The sequence below is a fragment of the Hymenobacter coalescens genome (assembly GCF_054783195.1).
Window position 1 is genome coordinate 300450 of the sequence record NZ_BAAGRA010000019.1, and the last position, 17311, is coordinate 317760.

Sequence of the window (17311 nt, forward strand, 5' to 3'; positions counted from 1 at the left end):
CAGAAGCGTAAGCCTGCGTAAGATACGCGCCCGGCGGGCGGCAAGCGCGCCGAAGCGCGTCCTTTTCCGCGTAACTTAGGCCAAGGCCCGCGCGTTGGGCTCTTTGTGCTTATGTCTGCCCCCGTCCCTTCCGGTCCGCCGGCCGCCGCCCTCGCCGAGACCCTGCCCACCCTGTTCGCCCACCAGCAAGCCCGCAGCGCCGCCCTGCGCCGCGAAGATGCCCCGGCACGGGCCGCCCGCCTGCAGCGCCTGCACGACTGGATCGGGCGCAACCGGGAAGCCATTCAGCAGGCCCTGCACCAGGATTTTCGCAAGCCCGCCACCGAAACCGACGTGACGGAAGTGTACGCCACGCAGGCCGAAATCCGCCACGCGCTCCAGCACCTGAAGCGCTGGATGGCCCCGCGCCGCGTGGGCACGCCGCTGGCCCTGCTCGGCACGCGCTCCTGGGTGCAGTACGAGCCCAAGGGCGTGGCCCTGATCATGGCGCCCTGGAACTACCCCTTTTACCTGGCCGTGGGGCCGCTGGTCTCGGCGCTGGCGGCCGGCAACTGCTGCGTGCTCAAGCCCTCCGAGATGACGCCGGGCGTGTCGGCGCTGCTGGCGCGCATGGTCGGGGAGCTGTTTGAGCCCGCCGAGGTGTGCGTGGTGGAAGGCGACCGGGACGTGGCCACCGCCCTGATGCGCCTGCCCTTCGACCACATTTTCTTCACCGGCTCGCCGCAGGTGGGCAAGGTGGTGATGCGCGCCGCCGCCGAGCACCTGACGAGCGTCACGCTGGAGCTGGGCGGCAAGAGCCCGGCCGTGGTGGACGCCTCGGCCAACCTGCGCGACGCGGCCGAGAAAATCGTGTGGGGCAAGTGCGTCAACGCCGGCCAGACCTGCGTGGCCCCCGATTACCTGCTGGTGCACGAAAGCGTGCAGCCGGCCCTGATCCAGGAAATCCGCGGGGTGCTCAGCCGCTTTTACGACGCCGACGGCGCCGGCGTAGCGGCCTCCGACTCGTTTGCGCGCATCGTCAACGGCCACCACTTCCAGCGCCTGGCCGGGCTGCTGGAGGACGCGCAACGCCGCGGTGCCACCGTGGCCCTGGGCGGCGGCGTCGACCAAAGCCAGTGCTTTATCGAGCCGACCGTGCTGACCGACGTGCCCCCGGACAGCGGCCTGATGCAGGAGGAAATCTTCGGGCCGCTGCTGCCCCTGGTCACGTTCCGCACGCTCATGGAAGCGGCCGATTTCATCAACGCCCGGCCCCGGCCCCTGGCCTTGTACCTGTTTGCCCGCAGTGCCGAGGCCCAGCGCTACCTGCTCGGGCACGTGCCCGCTGGCGGGGCCTGCCTGAACGACACCATCGTGCACCTGGGCCACCCCGAGCTGCCCTTCGGCGGAGCCGGCAACAGCGGCATCGGCCGGGCGCACGGGCACTACGGCTTCCTGGCCTTCTCCAACGAGAAAGCCGTGCTGCGCCAGCGCGTGGGCCGCACCGGCATCAAGCTGTTTTACCCGCCCTACACCCCCAAGGTGCGCCGCATGGTAGATACATTGCTGCGCTACCTGGGCTGAAACGGCGTCGCCCCGGCAGAGGCTCCAGGCGCTGGCCGCACCCGAAGCCCTTGCCGGGGCGACGCACCATGGAAAGAACGTTAGCGCGGGCCGGAGCCGGTTTTCTGCGGCTCGGCCGGGGCTTCTACGGCCGGCGTGGCCGTTTCGGTGGGGGCGGCAGCCGGCGTGGCTGTGGGCGTTGTGGGCTCGGTGGCCGCCGGTTCAGGCGTGGGCGTGGGGTCGGCGGGCTGAGCAGCCGGCTCGGCCGGGGTGGGCTCCACGGAAGCTGGCTCCGGCGTTACGGCCGGGGTGGCAGCGGGGGCCGGCACCGGCGGGGCCGTGGGCACCACGGCCGGGCGCGGCTTGCTTTCCTTGGCGGCTTTCTTTTTCAGCTTGTGGCGGCTGTTACCGATGTTGAGCAGCGAAAACTCCACGTAGGCGCTGGCGCCGTACGGGTCGCTGGAGTCGAACAGGGCCGACAGGTCGTTGGAGCCGATCAGCAGCGGGCCCATGCGCACCGACATGCCGGTGGCAAACGTGCGGTAGTTGTTCAGCAGCGCAAATGAGGGTGCCAGCTCCAACCACTTCGTTTCCAGGCGCGGCGTGAGCGTGGCCGTGGAGAAAGTGCGCATGCCCGCGGCGTACGGGCCCGTCATGCCCTGGTTGACGGCGGCGTTTAGGTACAGCTTGCCCAGCAGGCGGTAGTCCACATCCAGGTGCAGGGCCGTGGGCAATTTGGCCTTCAGGGTGTTGTCGCGCCCGTAGCGGATGGTGCGCAGAATCCGGTTGATGCGGGTGTCGAAGTTGTCGATGTCAAGGCCTTCCACGTCGGATTCGCTCACGCTCAGGTTGGCCGTCTGGATGTCGGCGTAGTTTACCGCGTTCTGGTAGCGCACCGCCCCCATGTCCGTCACCGCCGCCGACACCCGGAAGCGGTACTTGTTGCGGGAGTGGTCTACTTGGTCGCGGCCCTTCTTGTCGATGTAGTGAAACTTGTCGTGCGTCGGCCGGAACTCGTACACCACGCCCAGGTCGAGGCCCCAGCCGCTACCGGGCGCGTTGCCGGGCTTCAGCCAGTCCAGCGCCTTCTGGGCGTCGAAGTTGTCGAACGCGTCGGGGTTGGAATAGCCGAAGCCGCCCTTCAGGCGCTTGATGCGCAGGGTAGAGTCGCCGGTGGCAGCCGTGCGCGTCACCACCTCGTAGTCGAGGGCCTGCATCTGCAGGTACGCCGAGCCGAACCCGCTCAGGCGGCGCACCGTCACGCCGGCCTTCAGGAAGTGCCGCTCCTTGTCGAGCACCACCCGGCCGTAGCCCAGGTTCCACTCCGAGGTGGCGTTCATGTTCAGGTTGAACGTCTGGTTGCGCACGTCGGCGCGCTGCTCGAAGCCGTCGACGGCGTTGCGGATAAAGTCCGGCGACGCCTGGTTGGCCTGCACCGCCACGCGCACCCGGCTGCTCACGGCCAGGGTATTGCGCGCGTTCAGGCGCAGCAGCAGGCCCGGGCCGCGCACCGTCAGGCCGGCGCCGCCCAGCCGGGCGTCGTCGCCGGCGCGCAGGCTCAGGTAGCGCTGGCTCAGGTCCAGCGAGGCGCCCGTGTTGCGCGGCGACCAGGGCCCCACGTAGCGGTAGGCGTTGTTGGTGGCGTACGCATCGAAGCCAATGAGCTGCAGCTGGAACGTGTAGCGGTTGTCGGCCAGGGTGGCCGGGTTCCAGGTCATGCCGCTCAAGCCGGCGTAGTTGCTGTGCGCCGGGCTAAACGCGTTTTGAGCTACGGCGGCGCAAGGCAATAGCAAGCCTAAGCCCGCCGTGAGCAGGCGAGGGGAGAAGTGTTTCATGCAGTAGGTGGTGCAAAAGGCGCGAAAAGCGAGAAAAAGCGAGGTGAGCAGCGCAAGCGAATTAGAATAAGCCAATAATTCGTTGCAATAATCTGCAAATCTAGGGCTGAATGCAGGGCTCCACAATACCCATTTCCAGGTATTTTCCCACCACTATGTTCCCATCGGCAGCTTGCACCCCAAGCGGGAAAAGCACGAAATAAAATACTCGGCATGCCGAGTTTATGAGCCGGAACACTTATCTTTTCTCACCACTGAATGGCGGCCGTTTATTCCCGGCCCGCCGCCTCACCCATGAACTTCACGGCCTCCCAACAACACACCCTGCTTGCCCTTGCCGATGCGTTCATCCCGGCCTTGCCCGAAACAGCGTCTGCCCAGGAGTTTTGGCAGCGCGCGGGCTCGGCCGGAGTCCGGCTGGAGCTGCTGGCCGCTGCCGTGGCCGCCCAGCCGGCCGTCGCGCAGCAGCAGTTCAGGCAGCTGCTGGCCCTGCTCGACAGCCGCCTGCTGGGGCTGAGCTGGGGCGGGCCGTTGCGGCCGTTCGGGCAACTCACGGCGGCGGAGCGCGAGCGGCTGCTGCAGCGCTGGGCTCAGAGTCCGCTGCCGCCGCTGCGGCAGGGCTTTCAGGCCCTGCGCAAGCTGCTGACGTTTTTGTACTACGCCGATTCGGCGGCCACCACGCCCAACGCTGCCTGGAGCGCGGCCGGCTACCCCGGCCCGCTGGCCCTCACCGACGGCTTGGTGGACACCCCGCGGCCGTTGCCAACGCTCCGCCCCGACCACGACGTGCACTACACCTGCGAGGTGTTGGTCATCGGCAGCGGCGCCGGAGGTGGGGTGGTGGCCGGCGAGCTGGCCGCGGCCGGCCATGATGTGCTGGTGCTCGACAAGGGGCCCTACTGCCACGGCTGCGACTTCACCCAGCACGAGGCCGACATGATCGGCAAGCTCTACGACGCGCGCGGCACGCTGGGCACCACCGACGGCGGCGTGACGCTGCTGGCGGGCTCCTGCCTGGGCGGCGGCACCACCGTCAACTGGGCCGGCTCGTTTCGCACCCCCAATTACGTGCTGGAAGAGTGGGCCCGCGACCACGCCGTGCCGCACTTCACGCAGCCCGCGTTTCAGGCCAGCCTGCAGGCCGTGACGGAAGCCCTGCACGTGAACACCGACTACGCCCGCCACAATGGGCAAAACCAGGCCCTGCTCGATGGCTCCCAGCGCCTTGGCCAGCCCACGCGCCTGATTCCGCGCAACGAGCTGGGTCTTGACGACTCCGACGCGCACTTCCGGGGGCTGGGCTTCAGCACCTTCGGCGACCGGTACGGCATCAAGCAGGGTACGCTGAACACCTACCTGAAAACCGCCGCGGCCCACGGTGCCCGCCTGCTGCCCGACACGCGCGTGGAACGCCTGACCCAGGCCGCCGGCCGCGTAATTGGCGCCGAGGCCTGGCACACCGCCGCCGACGGTCGCACCGTGCGCGTGACGGTGCAGGCCCGGCGCGTGGTGGTGGCCGGTGGCGCCATCCAGACGCCGGCCCTGCTGCTGCGCAGCGGCCTGCGCCACCCGCACCTGGGCCAGCACCTGCACCTGCACCCCACGGTGGCCGTCACGGGCATTTACCCGTGGCCCATCGAGCCCTGGTTTGGGCCCAGCATGTCGGTGGTCAACGACAGCTGCACCCGGCTGAACGGCTCCAACTTCGGCGCCAAAATCGAGACGCCGCCGGCGCACCTGGGGCTGATGGCCATGACGCTGCCCTGGACCTCAGGGGCCACGCATAAGCGCCTGATGCAGCAGGCCGCGCACCTGGGCTCCTTCATCGTGCTGACGCGCGACCGGGACGGGGGCCGCGTGCGCACCGACCGGCAGGGCCAACCCCTGATCAGCTACCGCCTCAGCGACTTCGACCGCCGCAGCATGCTCACCACCGTGCGCGCGGCCGCTGAGATTCACGCCGCCGCCGGCGCCCACACCGTGTTGCTGCCCCACGGCACGCTGCCCACGCTGCAGGTGCACGACGGCCGCATCCAGAACCCCGCGGTGCTCGACGGCTTGCCCCGACTCGACTGGTCACCGAACCGTTTCGGGCTGTACAGCGCCCACCAGATGAGTACCTGCCGCATGGGCGGGCGCCGCGCCGACCACCCCACCAGCCCCAGCGGCGAAGCCTACGAACTGCGCGGCCTGTACGTAGCCGACGGCTCGGCTTTTCCGGCCTGCAGCGGCGTCAATCCCATGCTGACCATCATGGCGCTGGCTCACCACACGGCCCAGCACCTGAAAGCCGACCTGGCCGAAACCGCTGACCACCGCCCCTTCCAGGCGGCGCCGCCGGCTGCTACCGCAATCCGTTAAGGGAGCCAGTGCGGCCGGCTTGAGCACCAAAGCTGCTTCGGGGCCGCGCGCTTTTCTGCATTTTTACGGCCCTTATGCCCCTGACTGCCGCGCCTGCCCTCCCCGAGTACCGCACCGATACCCTCATCATTGGCGCCGGCCAGGCGGGACTGGCCGCGGCGTATTACCTGCAGCGGGCGGCGGTGCCCTGCATCATACTGGATCAGGCCGCGGTCCTGGGGCAGCAGTGGGCCACGCGCTACGACTCCCTGCGGCTGTTTTCGCCGGCCTGGGCCAGCGGGCTGCCAGGCCTGCCGTGGCCCGGCTCCCGCCTGCGCTACCCCACCAAGGATGAAGCCGCGGCTTACCTGACCCGCTACGCCGCGCATTTCGACTTCGACGTGCACCTAAACCAGCGCGTGGTGCAACTGAGCGCCATCGGCCACAACGGCTTTGAGGCCATTACCCAGGCTGGCACGCGCTACGTGGCCCGGCGCGTGGTGGTGTGCACCGGCGGCTACGTGGCGCCCCGCGTGCCCGGCTGGGCGGGCGCCTTGGCGCCGTCGGTGCAGCAAGTACACAGCAGCGCCTACCGCAACCCGGCGCAACTGCCCGGCAAGGGCGCCGTGGCCGTGGTGGGCAGCGGCAACTCGGCCGTGCAGATTGCCGCCGACCTGGCCGCTACCGGCCGGCCGGTGTATGTGGCCTTCGACGCCCGCACCAAGGCTGTGCCGAATAATACGGCCACCTGGATAAGTCTCAAGGGGTTGGGCTTGCTTCGCGCCTCGCGCCACGGCGTGGTAGGCGGCTGGATGCACCGTCAGCCCGAACCCGTGGTAGCCGATGCCCTGCACGCGCTCCGGCGTTACCCCAATGTGCACTTTATTGGCCGAGGCCGGCAGGCCAATGGCTTGGTTGTGGAGGGTGAAGCGGACCGCACGCCGCCCCTGGAGGCCGTGGTATGGGCCACGGGCTTCGGGCCCGATTATCAGTGGATTGGCTTACCGGTATTAGGTGCCGATGGCTACCCCCAACACCACCGCGGCCTCAGCCCCCAGCCGGGGCTGGCGTTTCTCGGGCTGCCTTGGCTTGACAGTCGTGGTTCGGCCCTGATGGGCGGCGTGGCGCGCGACGCCCGACGCGTCATAAACCAGCTTTTGAAGCTCGGGAGTGCGGTTGAACGAAAAAAAGGAAACTAGTACTGGCCCCAGACGGTTAAACTACGTACTTTGGCATATAGGCTTTCACTTTTTTTGCACTCTTCCATGACGCTGAATTCGCTCGCCGAACAACTGGCCGCGCTGCTGAACCGCCTTCTGGGTGGCCGCAAACCTCAGCTCCAGCCCGTCCCCGTTCGCGCCCGCCGCTAGCGGCGGGATGTTTGTTTGCATCCTCCGCCCTCCCGGTTTACCGGGAGGGCTTTTTTGCGCCCTTTGGGAGGCGGCAATTGGTGCCAAAAGCAGCGCGGGCGGCCTCCCGTTCAGGAAGCCGCCCGCACCACGAGGGGAAGCGCAGCAAGCTAGCGGATGACCAGCTTACGCATAACGCTGTTGTTGTCCGCGTCGATTTTGACGTAGTACAGGCCACTGGCAAAACGACCCAGGTCGAGCGTGCGCGTGAAGCGGTTGTCAAGCTCGGTGATGGTTTCGCGGTATACCACGGTGCCGATTACGTTCAGCACGCGCAGCTCGGTTTTGCGGCCTTCGAAGCCGGTAACGGAGATATGAACCACACCCGAGCTCGGGTTGGGGTACACCAAGATGTTTTTCTCGTCGGTGCCGGCTGCGGCCGCGCGCGGGGCAATCTGATGCGGAGCGGCAGCTGCCACCGGTAGACTGCTCTGCAGACAGCACACGCTAAATGCAGTCACCAGGACACCATAAAGTAGCTGTTTGGACATAAGGAAGGGTAAGCTGTTAGGGCGTCGGAAGGGGAATGGGCAAGGCGGACGCCGCGCCGGAGCGCAAATCATCCACAAAAGTAACGGCTTATTTTGAAATAAGTTATCAAAATATAGGGCTTGTCTGGTAGCTTTCCGATACTCGTATACCAATAAACCCCGATTTTGCGTTTTCGCTGCTTCACCTGTTCCGCCGTTGGCTTCCTCCTCCCGTCCCGATTGTGATATTCTCATTGTAGGCGGCGGTCTGGCCGGCTTGGCGGCGGCCTTGGATCTATCCGGTCGGGGCTGGGCCGTGACGGTGGTGGAGCGCCGCCACTACCCATTTCACCGGGTCTGCGGCGAGTACGTATCCAATGAGGTGCTGCCGTACCTGCGGCGGCTCGGGGCCGACCCGGCCGCGCTGGGCCCGGCCCGCATCACGCAGTTTTTGCTGTCGGCCCCGGGTGGGCGCACGCTCACGGCCCCGCTCGATCTGGGTGGTTTCGGCGTGAGCCGCTACGCCCTCGACGAATTTCTCTACGAGCGGGCCAGGGCGCGGGGCGTGCGGTTTCGGCTGGGCGAAACCGTGGCCGACGTGGAGCTGGAAGCCGATCCCAACCAGTTTCGGGTGCGGCTGATGGGCGCTGAGCGGATTACGGCCCGCGTGGTGCTGGGCGCCTACGGCAAGCGCGCCTCCCTGGACCGGCAGCTCGACCGCCCTTTTTTCCGGCAACGCTCGCCCTACGTCGGCGTCAAGTACCACCTGCGGCTGGACTTCCCACCCGACCTGATTGCCCTGCACAACTTCACCGACGGCTACGCGGGCCTTTCGGCCGTGGAGGCCGGCCGCTACTGCTTCTGCTACCTCACCACCCGCGAGCAGTTGCGGCGCTACGGCAGCATTCCGGCGCTGGAGGCGGAGGGGCTGGCGCAGAATCCGCACCTGCGGCGGGTGCTGGCAGAGGCGGAGCGGCTGTACGAGGCGCCCGAGGTCATCAACGAAATTTCCTTTGCCCCCAAAACCTGCGTGGAGCGCCACATGCTCATGTGCGGCGACGCGGCCGGGCTCATCACGCCCCTGTGCGGCAACGGCATGGCCATGGCCATCCACGGCGCGGCGCTGGCCGCCGGGCACGCCGATGCGTTTCTGCGCGGGCAGTGCACGCGCGCCGGGCTGGAAGCCGCCTACACCCGCGACTGGCACCGCCTTTTTGCCGCGCGGCTGCGCGTGGGGCGCTGGGTGCAGGGCCTGTTCGGCGGGCCGCGCCTGACCGATGCCGTGGTGGGCACCGTGCGGCACGCGCCCTGGTTGGTGCGGGAGCTGATGCGCCGCACCCACGGGCAGCCGTTCTAGCGGCCGGGGCGCACGGATTTCGGTTGAGGTAGACCTACGGCGGGGGCTTTTTCCGTATACTGCTCTTGCATGACCACCAGCTACCTCAGCGCCATCGGCACGGCAACGCCGGCGCACCGACTGCCGCAGCCGCAGATTGCCGACTTCATGGCCCGGGCCCACGGAATGGACGAAGCCGGCTCGCGCAAGCTGCGGGCCATTTACCGCATGTCGGGCATCGGCTACCGCCACACCGTGCTGCCCGACTACGGCCGCGAAAACGGGGACTACACCTTCTTCCCGAATACGCCCGACCTGGAGCCCTTTCCCACAGTGGGGGCCCGCATGCGCGTGTACCGGCGCGAGGCGCTGCCCCTGGCCGCCGAGGCCGCGCTGGACTGCCTGCGCCAAGCGCCCGAAGTAGATCCGCTCACCATCACCCACCTCGTGTCGGTGAGTTGCACGGGCATGTACGCGCCGGGGCTGGACATTGAGCTGGTGCAGCACCTGGGCCTGCGCCCCGATGTGCAGCGCACCTGCGTGAACTTCATGGGCTGCTACGCGGCCTTCAACGCCCTGAAGCTGGCCGACGCCTTCTGCCGCGCCGACTCGCGCGCCCGGGTGCTGGTGGTGTGCACCGAGCTGTGCACGCTGCACTTTCAGAAGCGCACCGAGGAAGACCACTTGGTGGCCAACGCCCTGTTCGGCGACGGCGCTTCGGCGGCGCTGGTGCTGGGCCAGCCAGTGGCCGGGCGGCCCAATCTGGAGCTAGCCGCCTTTCACTGTGGCCTGGAGCCCGACGGGCAGGCCGACATGGCCTGGCACGTCAATGACTTTGGCTTCGAAATGACCCTGTCGAGCTACGTGCCGCGGCTGGTGAAGCAGGGCATCCGCAAGCTCACCGACGGGCTGCTGCGCCACCTGCCCGTGCGCCTGCCCGACGTGCGCCACTTCGCCATTCACCCCGGCGGGCGGCGCATCCTGGAGGCCATCGAGCAGGAGTTGGGCCTCACGCCCGCCGACAACCGCCACGCCTACCGCGTGCTCCACGAGGTCGGCAACCTGTCCTCCGCCACGGTGCTGTTTGTGCTGCGCGAGCTGCAGCGCCACCTGCTCACGGCCGACGACGGGGAGCCGGTGCTCAGCTTCGCCTTCGGTCCGGGGCTCACGCTGGAAGCCATGCTGCTGCGCGTTCGATACCAGTAAAACAGTCAAATGGCTGACTGCTTCAGCGTGCCGGAACCGAACCAGCCGTCAGCGCACCATGCGGCCATTCAGCCTTAAACACCCCATGCCCGACTTCGCGCGCCGCTCTGAGCAGCCGGAACTGATGGACGACCTGACGCTGGCCTCCGACGCCCTGCGCCAGAACCTCGATGAGCTGGAGGTCATCAACACCCGCCTGGGCGGCTACTCCGTGGTGACCAACGCCCTGGAGCGCCTGTGGCAGCGCCTGCCGGGCCGGCAGCAGCCCCTGCAGATCGTGGATGTAGGAAGCGGCGGCGGCGATACATTGCGCCACCTGGCCCGCTGGGCGCGGGACCGGCGGCTGCCGGTGGAGCTGATCGGGGTCGACGCCAACGCCTTCATGGTGCAGTACGCGGCCGGGCGCAGCCAGTCGTTCGGGGAAATCCGCTTTCTGCAGCAGGACATTTTCGCGCCCGATTTTGCCCAGCACCGCCCGGACGTCATCACCTGCAGCTTGTTCTGCCACCATTTTCCGGATGCCGACCTGGTGCAGATGCTGCGGCAGTGGCAGCGGCAGGCGCGGGTGGCCGTGGTCATCAACGACCTGCACCGCCACCCGCTGGCCTACCACAGCATCCGGTGGCTCACGCGGCTGCTAGGCGGCTCCCACCTGGTACAGCACGACGCCCCGCTCTCGGTGCTGCGCGCCTTCCGCCGCCACGATTGGCAGCAGCTGCTCAGGCAGGCCGGCATTGAGCGCTACGAACTGCGCTGGCGCTGGGCCTTTCGCTGGCAGCTGGTAGTGGAAGGACGGGCAGCTGAGTCATGAGCTCATCCGGAAAGCACACAAGCCTGCTATAGCCACGACGCGGCGGCCTTCAACCCCACAGGCCAGCCGCCACGCGAAACGTGTTGGCGTGGGCTTCCACGATGTCGGCCACGCGCTCGGAATAGCCGCCGCCCATGCACACCACCACGGGCAGGCCGTGGCGGTGGCACAGCCCGAGCACTTGCTCGTCGCGCTGCCGGCAGCCTGCGCGGGAGAGGGCCAGGTGACCGAGCTTGTCGGTGGCCAGCACGTCGGCCCCAGCGAGGTAAAACACGAACTCGGGCTGCACCTCGTCCAGCAGGCGCGGCAGCGTATCGGCCAGCAGGCGCAGGTAGGTGGCGTCGTCGGTGCCGTCGGGCAGGGCCACGTCCAGGTCCGACTGCTCCTTGCGGGCCGGGTAGTTGCGGCCGCCGTGTACGCTGAAGGTGAACACGCGCGGCTCGTGGCGAAACAGGGCGGCGGTACCGTTGCCCTGGTGCACGTCCAGGTCGACGATGAGGATGCGGGCTATGCCCTCGTGGCGCAGCAGGTAATTGGCCGCTACGGCCTGATCGTTGAGCAGGCAGAAGCCTTCGCCGCGGTCGGCAAAGGCGTGGTGGGTGCCGCCGGCCACGTTCAGCGCCACGCCGGTATGCAGGGCCAGCTTGGCGCACTGCACTGTGCCGCCCAGAATGGCCACCTCCCGCGCCACCAGCTGCTCCGACCACGGAAAGCCCGTGGCGCGCTCTTCCTGGCGCGTGAGCTGCCCGGCGCACAGCCGCTGGTAGTAGTCGGCCGCGTGGGTTTCGAGGATGTACTTGGGCGGCAGCGGCGTGGGGGCGAAGAAGCTTTCCTCGGGGATGGTGCCTTCGCGGATGAGCTGCTCGGGCAGCAGCTCGTACTTGAGCATGGGAAAGCGGTGACCCAGCGGCAGCGGATGCGCGTACAGCGGCGCCCACGCCACGGGTACTTGGTGCGGATGTGAGAAGGAGGGAAGCGTCACAGAGGGCAACAACCGCAAAACCCCGCGCCGGGTTGCGCGGCCGCCTGCCCGTGCGCAAGGCGTGGCCCGATCAGCGCGCCGTGCGCCGTCAACGCCCCAACTGCCAATAAAAAAACCCCTTCGCTGGTGGGCGAAGGGGTTTGTGAAGCGTACTGGACTCGAACCAGTGACCTCCACCGTGTCAGGGTGGCGCTCTGAACCAACTGAGCTAACGCTCCGGATAGGCTGTTGCCGGAAGCTGCAAACTTAACCTGGTAATATAATGCGTTGCAAGCGCTGCGTCAAGAAAATTTTTAGAGAAGCGGCCGGGAGGCGTAACCTCGGCTCACCGCGCGAAGTATAGAACCCTGCTAATGCCGCTGTAACCTGTCCGGTGAAAAACGCGGCGTAGCCTAACTTCCAAGCCTTTTCGTCATGAAAAAAATTGCACTCATTCTTTCGCTGTTCGCCCTGTGCGGTGGCAGCGCATTCGCCCAGCGCGGCGTCGAAGGTATTCGCAAATCTTCGGATTACCAGACCACCCCGGACTCCCGCAACAACGGCTTCGGCATCAAGGGCGGCTGGAACTCCTCCAACTTCCGCGGCGACGACAAGAAAAACTACGCCAACGAGGCCAACCGCCAGAACTTCCACGCCGGCGCCTACGCCCAGTTTGGCTTCTCGCCCCAAACCTCGCTGCAGGTAGAGGCCCTCTACAGCCGCCAGGGCTTCAAGGCGGCTTCTTCCTTCCGCCCCAACACCAGCACCTACGAAACGCAACTCGACTACGTGCAGGTACCGGTGATGTTCGTCTACAACTTCGTGGACAACGTGAGTGTGCACGTCGGCCCGCAGGTGTCGCTGCTGGTCAACGCGAAGGAAGACAAGCGCGCCGTGAACATCTCCAGCCGTAACTACAACTCGCTGGACTACGGGGCCGTGGGCGGCATCGAGGCCCGCGTGGGACCGGCCCGCGTGGGCGGCCGCTACGTGCTGAGCCTCGCCAACATCTACAACGACCCGAAGCTGGAAAGCGGCGTGCAGACGCCCAACGAAAACCTGAACGACATCAAGAACAGCCTGATCCAGGTGTACGTGGGCTTCGGCTTCGCGCAGTAGCCCTGGCCTAGCCTAGTAAAAACGACGCAGGAAGCCGGCTTAACCGCCGGCTTCCTTTTTTTGTGCCCCATTGTTCCGCGCTGCCATGCCCGCTTCTGCCCTTGCCCCCGTGCTCGATGCCATCAACCACCACCGCGAGCTGCTGGCCCAGCAAGGCATGGGGCTGCTCGGCACATGGGCCCTGCTGAACTTATTGCTCAGCGGCTGGCTGGTGATGCGGACCTCGCCGCTGCGGCCCCGGCATTACTTCCACCAGATGAACATCGGCTGGGGCGCCATCAACGCCGGGCTGGCGGTCTGGGGCATCATTCAGGCCCGGCCGCTGAGCGCAGCGGGCTTCTCGCTGGCGGCCAGCCTGCAGGCGCAATTCGATTTCGAAAAGCTGCTGCTCGTCAACGCGGGCCTCGACGTGGCCTACCTGGTGGTGGGCGCTTGGCTGCGGGCGCGGGCGGCCACGGCGGAGGAGCGGCCCGAGCGGCTGCTGGGCTTTGGGCAGTCCGTCACGCTGCAGGGCGCTTTCCTGCTGGCGTTCGACGCGGGCCTGTACCTGCTTTACCACCGGTTCGCGGGCGAGCTGCTGGCCCTGGTGCCGTAGGCGGCTCCTGCGCACTAGGTGCCCGGAGCTACGCTGGGCTGCGGCGCCGGCCATCCGGCCTGGGGAGGGCTGGCCTGCTCCGGGCCTGACGTTGTTGCCCGGAACCCGGATGACCGGTTGGTGCGCCACGCTGCCGCCCAACGCAAAAGCCCGGCCGCGGTGTGGCGGTCGGGCTTTCGGTAGAGTGAGGCGCTCGGGGCCGTTACCGGCCGCCGATCTTCTCGATCAGTTTCTCGTTAAACGCCGGAATGTCGTCGGGGTTGCGGCTGGTAATCAGGTTGCCGTCGACGACAACCTCGGCGTCTTCCCAGTGGCCGCCGGCGTTGCGGATGTCGGTCTTGAGGCTGGACCAGCTGGTGACTTTCTTGCCGCGCACGGCATCGGCTTCCACCAGCAGCCACGGGCCGTGGCAGATGGCGCCGACCACCTTGCCGGCCCGCACGAAGTCGGCCGCGAACTGCACCGCCTGCGGCTCCATGCGCAGGATGTCCGGGTTCATCTGGCCGCCGGGCAGCACCAGCGCGTCGTAGTCGGCGGACTTGACGTCGGCAAGGGTCTTGTCGACCTTTACCTTGTCGCCCCAGTCCTTCTGGTCCCAGCCGCGAATGGAGCCGCTTTTCAGCGACACCACGTCCACCTGGGCGCCGGCGTCGCGGAGGGCTTTCAGGGGCTTTTCCAGTTCCGATTGTTCAAATCCGTCGGTGGCCAGAAAGGCCACGTGCTTGCCTTTCAGCGGGTCGTTACCAAAGATGCTCATGTCAAGTAGGGTTTTGGTGTGGGCGGCAGAAACGAAAACCGGAACCACTCGCTGGGAGCAGTTCCGGTTCTGGCTTAACGGCAAACGCCGCGCCGGGGTTGTGGCCCGGGCGGGCTTACTCCTCGCCGTGGCCCGCGGCGCGGCGCAGCTGCTTGAAATGCGTGCGCAGCTCCCCGATGCGCTCATCGAAGCCGTCGGGGTGGTAGTCCACGTCGTCCACGTCCACCAGTTCCAGCATGTCCATCAGCGCGTCGGTGTGCTCGGCGCGCTTGCCGGTGGTCAGGCTCAGGTAGGCCATTTCCGACCACAGCAGCGACTTCAGGCGCAGGCCCTGCGCGTCCAGCATCTGCATTTCCACCACCAAGCGGGAGTTGTCGAAGTGAATGAGCTGGGTGCGGATGAGCACTTCCTCGCCGTGGTTGGCGGGCTTCAGGTAGCTGATGTGGTGCTTGGTAATCACCCAGGCCGCACGCTGCTCACGGGCCAGCTGGCCCAGGTTCAGGGCGTAGTGCTGGATGGTGTGCCCCTCGCGGGCGTTAAGGAAGTAGTCCAGGTAACGGGCGTTGTTGAGGTGGCCCAGCTGGTCGCAGTCCTGAAAGAAGATGCGGTGGCGGGACTCGGGGGTGCGCGGCAGCGGTGTGGTCATACGAATAAGGGGGAATGCGGCCGCAAAGTACGGCGCGCCGTGCGGCCGGCGCCGGCGCTACCCCTTTTGCGCGGTGCACTGGCGCCGCACCGTGCCCAAGCGGCGTACCAGTTCCGTCACGGTTTTTTCGTCAGTGGTGTACAAGGGCAACGTCAGCGCGTCGAGGCCGGCGCGCTTCTGGCCGTTGGGGGCGGGGCGCCGCAGCAGCTTCAGCTCGTAGTAGCGGCCGTGGTGCTCGTCCTGCCTGGGCTGGTAGCTCACCGCCCCGATTTCGTGCCAGTTCAGGCCCAGGTTCAGCTCCAGCTCGATCTTGTCGTTGGAGGTGAAGCCCCAGCTGCTGCCGTTTTTGCGGTTGCTCACGCTCACGTTGGTACTGCTGTGCCCGTCGGCGGCACGATACTTGCGCACGATCTGCCGCACGCCGCAGTCGGCCAAAGACACTTTGACCTCGGTTCGATCTTCCGCGTCGGGGGCGCGCATGAGCTGGTTGAGCCGCAGGGTGAGGGCCTGCACTTCGGCGGCCGGTGCCTGGGCGTGGCCCGGGGCGGCCCGTAGCAATGCGCCGCCGAGCAGCAGGGGGAGAAGTGTTTTCATGGCTGGAAAGCGGGTAAGGAGAAAAGACAAACGCCGTGCTGCTCCCCGGGTAGGCGGGGGCAGCACGGCGTCAGATGCAAGCCGGGCGGCGAGGGTTGCCTAGCGGCGCGGCAGGGCGTACAAATCGGCAGTTACCGCATCGGCGCCGGACTTGCGGGCGTCGGAAGGCGAGTCGAACACGATGAGCAGGTGGCGCCGGTCGAAGGTGGCCATGCCCTCGGCCTTGTCCTGGCCGGGGCGGTGCGGCACGTCGAACAGCCGATCCACGCGCTCGGGGTGGTGCAGCACGTGGTCGGCGTGGGCCCGCAGGGCGTTGGCCCAGCGGTACACGGCAATGGAGCCGTCCAGGTCCATGGTGGGGCCGGCCAGCAGGTACAGGTCGGGGCCCACCAGGCGTAGCTCGCGCAGGCCCATGCCGTTCAGGTCCAGGAAATGCTTGTGGTAGTAATTGGTGGTGCCGGGCAGGTAATCGAGGCGCAGGCGGTGGTGCTTGTCGGCGCGCAACTGCAGCTCCAGCACCACCGCCCAGCCGCGCAGCACCGGTCCGCGCAGGCCCACAAACAGGCGTCCGCCCGAGGCGGCAGCCAACCCCTCGATGTCGAAGCCGTTGTCCTTGCCGGGGATGCTCAGGAAGGGGGCTAGGTGCTCGTCCTGCTTGAGCAGGCGCAGCAGCTCGTTGGTATGTCCGCTGCTGCGCAGGCAGCCGGTGCGCAACGTGCGGCCCGGGTGGGCCGGGTCGGGCGCGCTGGAGAGCAGGGAATAGTCGCCGGTGGCCGCGTCCAGCACCAACGGGATGCGGGCCAGCAGGTAGCGGTTGGCCTCCGACTGCACCTGGGCCAGCTTGCCGATCTGCTTGACCTGGTCGGGGTGGTCGGGTTTGGGCTCCTTGCGCTTGCGGCTGTGCGAGCCGATAACCCAGAGGTAGCCGTCGGACTCGGCCAGGCCCTCGATGTCGATTTCCTCCGCTTCGCCGCCGGGCAGGTCGAGCATCTGCGCCAGCGAAAACGACGTGTGTTGCCCGAAGGAGCCGTCGGGCAGCAGGCGCAGGCGCTCCACGGTGGTGTGCTCGTCGCAGGCCAGCCAGAGGTTGTCGCCGGTGCGCAGCACGGCCGACAGGCCGTCGCGCACGTGCTTGCCGGCCGCGTTCAGGCTGCGGGCCGGGTCGAACTGCAGCCGGCAGGGGGTAGGCCTTTTCATCGAGGCGCGGGGGTTAGTTGGCGGCACGCTGCTCGCGCAGCTTCTGCTGAATCTGCGGCTTGCGCTGCTGGTAAAGCTGGAATTGTGCCGGCGTCATGATTTGCTTGAGCTGGCCTTCCGAGGCCGCGTTGATGCGGCGCAGGGCCCCGCCCAGCGCCGCCTTGTCGGTGCCGAACTTGGCCTGAGCCGCGTTGACCTGCTCCACGGTATTGGCCAGCACCTGGCGGATGCGCGTGGTCTGCTCGTCGCGCAGCTTCAGCTCTTCGGCCATCACCGACGCCAGGTCGCGCACGTTTTCGCGCCGGATTTCTTCCGGGCTACGGGTTTCGGTGGGCACGCTGCCGGCCGAATCGGCCTTGGCGCGGCGGCGGCGCGCGCAGCTCGAGGCCAGCGTGACTACCAGCAGCAGGGCCAGCAGCCATAATCGGGGGGAGAACATAAAGCGGGAAGGAAGAGGTTTGGGCCTGCATACGCGAAAACGCGCGGCGGGTGG

At 67.3% G+C, this 17311-nt stretch carries 16 protein-coding genes and 1 tRNA gene; 8 read left to right on the forward strand and 9 right to left on the reverse strand.

Annotated features, from left to right (window positions below):
• Positions 1 to 111 precede the first annotated feature (111 nt).
• Complete coding sequence (locus tag ACYVKQ_RS17770) at positions 112 to 1563, forward strand: aldehyde dehydrogenase family protein (protein ID WP_460676696.1); 1452 nt, start codon at positions 112 to 114, stop codon at positions 1561 to 1563.
• Between the two features lie 80 nt (positions 1564 to 1643).
• Here ACYVKQ_RS17770 and ACYVKQ_RS17775 read toward each other — a convergent pair whose 3' ends face one another.
• Positions 1644 to 3377: a DUF5723 family protein gene (locus ACYVKQ_RS17775; RefSeq protein WP_460676697.1), complete on the reverse strand. Its 1734-nt coding sequence runs from the start codon at positions 3375 to 3377 to the stop codon at positions 1644 to 1646.
• Between the two features lie 258 nt (positions 3378 to 3635).
• On the opposite strand from ACYVKQ_RS17775, the gene ACYVKQ_RS17780 reads away from it, so the two are divergent.
• Positions 3636 to 5738 (forward strand): FAD-dependent oxidoreductase, encoded by a 2103-nt coding sequence (locus ACYVKQ_RS17780; RefSeq protein WP_460676698.1) that lies wholly within the window; start codon positions 3636 to 3638, stop codon positions 5736 to 5738.
• A gap of 74 nt (positions 5739 to 5812) precedes the next feature.
• The gene (locus tag ACYVKQ_RS17785) at positions 5813 to 6916 is read left to right on the forward strand and encodes a flavin-containing monooxygenase (protein WP_460676699.1); all 1104 of its coding nucleotides are present in this window, start codon (positions 5813 to 5815) and stop codon (positions 6914 to 6916) included.
• 320 nt (positions 6917 to 7236) lie between these two features.
• On the opposite strand, the gene ACYVKQ_RS17790 is transcribed toward ACYVKQ_RS17785, so the two are convergent.
• A complete protein-coding gene (locus tag ACYVKQ_RS17790) occupies positions 7237 to 7617 on the reverse strand; it encodes a T9SS type A sorting domain-containing protein (protein ID WP_460676700.1) in 381 nt (126 codons plus the stop codon).
• A gap of 196 nt (positions 7618 to 7813) precedes the next feature.
• On the opposite strand from ACYVKQ_RS17790, the gene ACYVKQ_RS17795 reads away from it, so the two are divergent.
• The 3 genes from ACYVKQ_RS17795 (at position 7814) to ACYVKQ_RS17805 (ending at position 10949) form a co-directional block, all read left to right on the forward strand.
• A complete protein-coding gene (locus tag ACYVKQ_RS17795) occupies positions 7814 to 8953 on the forward strand; it encodes an NAD(P)/FAD-dependent oxidoreductase (protein WP_460676701.1) in 1140 nt (379 codons plus the stop codon).
• A 69-nt stretch (positions 8954 to 9022) separates the two neighbouring features.
• On the forward strand, positions 9023 to 10138 hold the full coding sequence (locus ACYVKQ_RS17800) for a type III polyketide synthase (RefSeq protein WP_460676702.1): 1116 nt from the start codon (positions 9023 to 9025) through the stop codon (positions 10136 to 10138).
• A gap of 85 nt (positions 10139 to 10223) precedes the next feature.
• The gene (locus ACYVKQ_RS17805; protein ID WP_460676703.1) at positions 10224 to 10949 is read left to right on the forward strand and encodes a methyltransferase domain-containing protein; all 726 of its coding nucleotides are present in this window, start codon (positions 10224 to 10226) and stop codon (positions 10947 to 10949) included.
• Between the two features lie 49 nt (positions 10950 to 10998).
• On the opposite strand, the gene ACYVKQ_RS17810 is transcribed toward ACYVKQ_RS17805, so the two are convergent.
• Complete coding sequence (locus ACYVKQ_RS17810; protein WP_460676914.1) at positions 10999 to 11838, reverse strand: histone deacetylase family protein; 840 nt, start codon at positions 11836 to 11838, stop codon at positions 10999 to 11001.
• A 236-nt stretch (positions 11839 to 12074) separates the two neighbouring features.
• Positions 12075 to 12149: transfer RNA gene (locus ACYVKQ_RS17815), tRNA-Val, on the reverse strand.
• 196 nt (positions 12150 to 12345) lie between these two features.
• Here ACYVKQ_RS17815 and ACYVKQ_RS17820 point away from each other — a divergent pair.
• Together ACYVKQ_RS17820 and ACYVKQ_RS17825 are read left to right on the forward strand one after the other, a co-directional pair.
• Complete coding sequence (locus ACYVKQ_RS17820) at positions 12346 to 13029, forward strand: porin family protein (RefSeq protein WP_460676704.1); 684 nt, start codon at positions 12346 to 12348, stop codon at positions 13027 to 13029.
• A gap of 85 nt (positions 13030 to 13114) precedes the next feature.
• Entirely contained in the window at positions 13115 to 13624 is a 510-nt protein-coding gene (locus ACYVKQ_RS17825; RefSeq protein WP_460676705.1) for a DUF6992 family protein, read from the forward strand.
• A 202-nt stretch (positions 13625 to 13826) separates the two neighbouring features.
• Here ACYVKQ_RS17825 and ACYVKQ_RS17830 read toward each other — a convergent pair whose 3' ends face one another.
• The 5 genes from ACYVKQ_RS17830 to ACYVKQ_RS17850 form a co-directional block, all read right to left on the reverse strand.
• The gene (locus ACYVKQ_RS17830; RefSeq protein ID WP_460676706.1) at positions 13827 to 14381 is read right to left on the reverse strand and encodes a type 1 glutamine amidotransferase domain-containing protein; all 555 of its coding nucleotides are present in this window, start codon (positions 14379 to 14381) and stop codon (positions 13827 to 13829) included.
• A 115-nt stretch (positions 14382 to 14496) separates the two neighbouring features.
• Positions 14497 to 15027 carry an acyl-CoA thioesterase gene (locus ACYVKQ_RS17835; protein ID WP_460676707.1) on the reverse strand — a complete coding sequence of 177 codons (531 nt, stop codon included), beginning with the start codon at positions 15025 to 15027 and terminating at the stop codon, positions 14497 to 14499.
• A 57-nt stretch (positions 15028 to 15084) separates the two neighbouring features.
• On the reverse strand, positions 15085 to 15621 hold the full coding sequence (locus ACYVKQ_RS17840) for a hypothetical protein (RefSeq protein ID WP_460676708.1): 537 nt from the start codon (positions 15619 to 15621) through the stop codon (positions 15085 to 15087).
• Positions 15622 to 15720: 99 nt separating this feature from the next.
• Positions 15721 to 16818, reverse strand: coding sequence for a DUF3616 domain-containing protein (locus ACYVKQ_RS17845; protein ID WP_460676709.1), 1098 nt, complete (start codon positions 16816 to 16818; stop codon positions 15721 to 15723).
• Between the two features lie 13 nt (positions 16819 to 16831).
• Positions 16832 to 17257 carry a hypothetical protein gene (locus tag ACYVKQ_RS17850; RefSeq protein WP_460676710.1) on the reverse strand — a complete coding sequence of 142 codons (426 nt, stop codon included), beginning with the start codon at positions 17255 to 17257 and terminating at the stop codon, positions 16832 to 16834.
• Between the last annotated feature and the right edge of the window lie 54 nt (positions 17258 to 17311).

What these genes read in the sequence shown, in the direction of transcription:
- ACYVKQ_RS17820 (WP_460676704.1), top strand. Translation starts at nt 12,346, where the DNA reads ATGAAAAAAATTGCACTCATTCTTTCGCTGTTCGCCCTGTGCGGTGGC.
- ACYVKQ_RS17845 (WP_460676709.1), bottom strand. Translation starts at nt 16,818, where the DNA reads ATGAAAAGGCCTACCCCCTGCCGGCTGCAGTTCGACCCGGCCCGCAGC.
- ACYVKQ_RS17840 (WP_460676708.1), bottom strand. Translation starts at nt 15,621, where the DNA reads ATGAAAACACTTCTCCCCCTGCTGCTCGGCGGCGCATTGCTACGGGCC.
- ACYVKQ_RS17770 (WP_460676696.1), top strand. Translation starts at nt 112, where the DNA reads ATGTCTGCCCCCGTCCCTTCCGGTCCGCCGGCCGCCGCCCTCGCCGAG.
- ACYVKQ_RS17780 (WP_460676698.1), top strand. Translation starts at nt 3,636, where the DNA reads ATGGCGGCCGTTTATTCCCGGCCCGCCGCCTCACCCATGAACTTCACG.
- ACYVKQ_RS17800 (WP_460676702.1), top strand. Translation starts at nt 9,023, where the DNA reads ATGACCACCAGCTACCTCAGCGCCATCGGCACGGCAACGCCGGCGCAC.
- ACYVKQ_RS17805 (WP_460676703.1), top strand. Translation starts at nt 10,224, where the DNA reads ATGCCCGACTTCGCGCGCCGCTCTGAGCAGCCGGAACTGATGGACGAC.
- ACYVKQ_RS17775 (WP_460676697.1), bottom strand. Translation starts at nt 3,377, where the DNA reads ATGAAACACTTCTCCCCTCGCCTGCTCACGGCGGGCTTAGGCTTGCTA.
- ACYVKQ_RS17850 (WP_460676710.1), bottom strand. Translation starts at nt 17,257, where the DNA reads ATGTTCTCCCCCCGATTATGGCTGCTGGCCCTGCTGCTGGTAGTCACG.
- ACYVKQ_RS17835 (WP_460676707.1), bottom strand. Translation starts at nt 15,027, where the DNA reads ATGACCACACCGCTGCCGCGCACCCCCGAGTCCCGCCACCGCATCTTC.
- ACYVKQ_RS17785 (WP_460676699.1), top strand. Translation starts at nt 5,813, where the DNA reads ATGCCCCTGACTGCCGCGCCTGCCCTCCCCGAGTACCGCACCGATACC.
- ACYVKQ_RS17830 (WP_460676706.1), bottom strand. Translation starts at nt 14,381, where the DNA reads ATGAGCATCTTTGGTAACGACCCGCTGAAAGGCAAGCACGTGGCCTTT.
- ACYVKQ_RS17825 (WP_460676705.1), top strand. Translation starts at nt 13,115, where the DNA reads ATGCCCGCTTCTGCCCTTGCCCCCGTGCTCGATGCCATCAACCACCAC.
- ACYVKQ_RS17790 (WP_460676700.1), bottom strand. Translation starts at nt 7,617, where the DNA reads ATGTCCAAACAGCTACTTTATGGTGTCCTGGTGACTGCATTTAGCGTG.
- ACYVKQ_RS17810 (WP_460676914.1), bottom strand. Translation starts at nt 11,838, where the DNA reads ATGCTCAAGTACGAGCTGCTGCCCGAGCAGCTCATCCGCGAAGGCACC.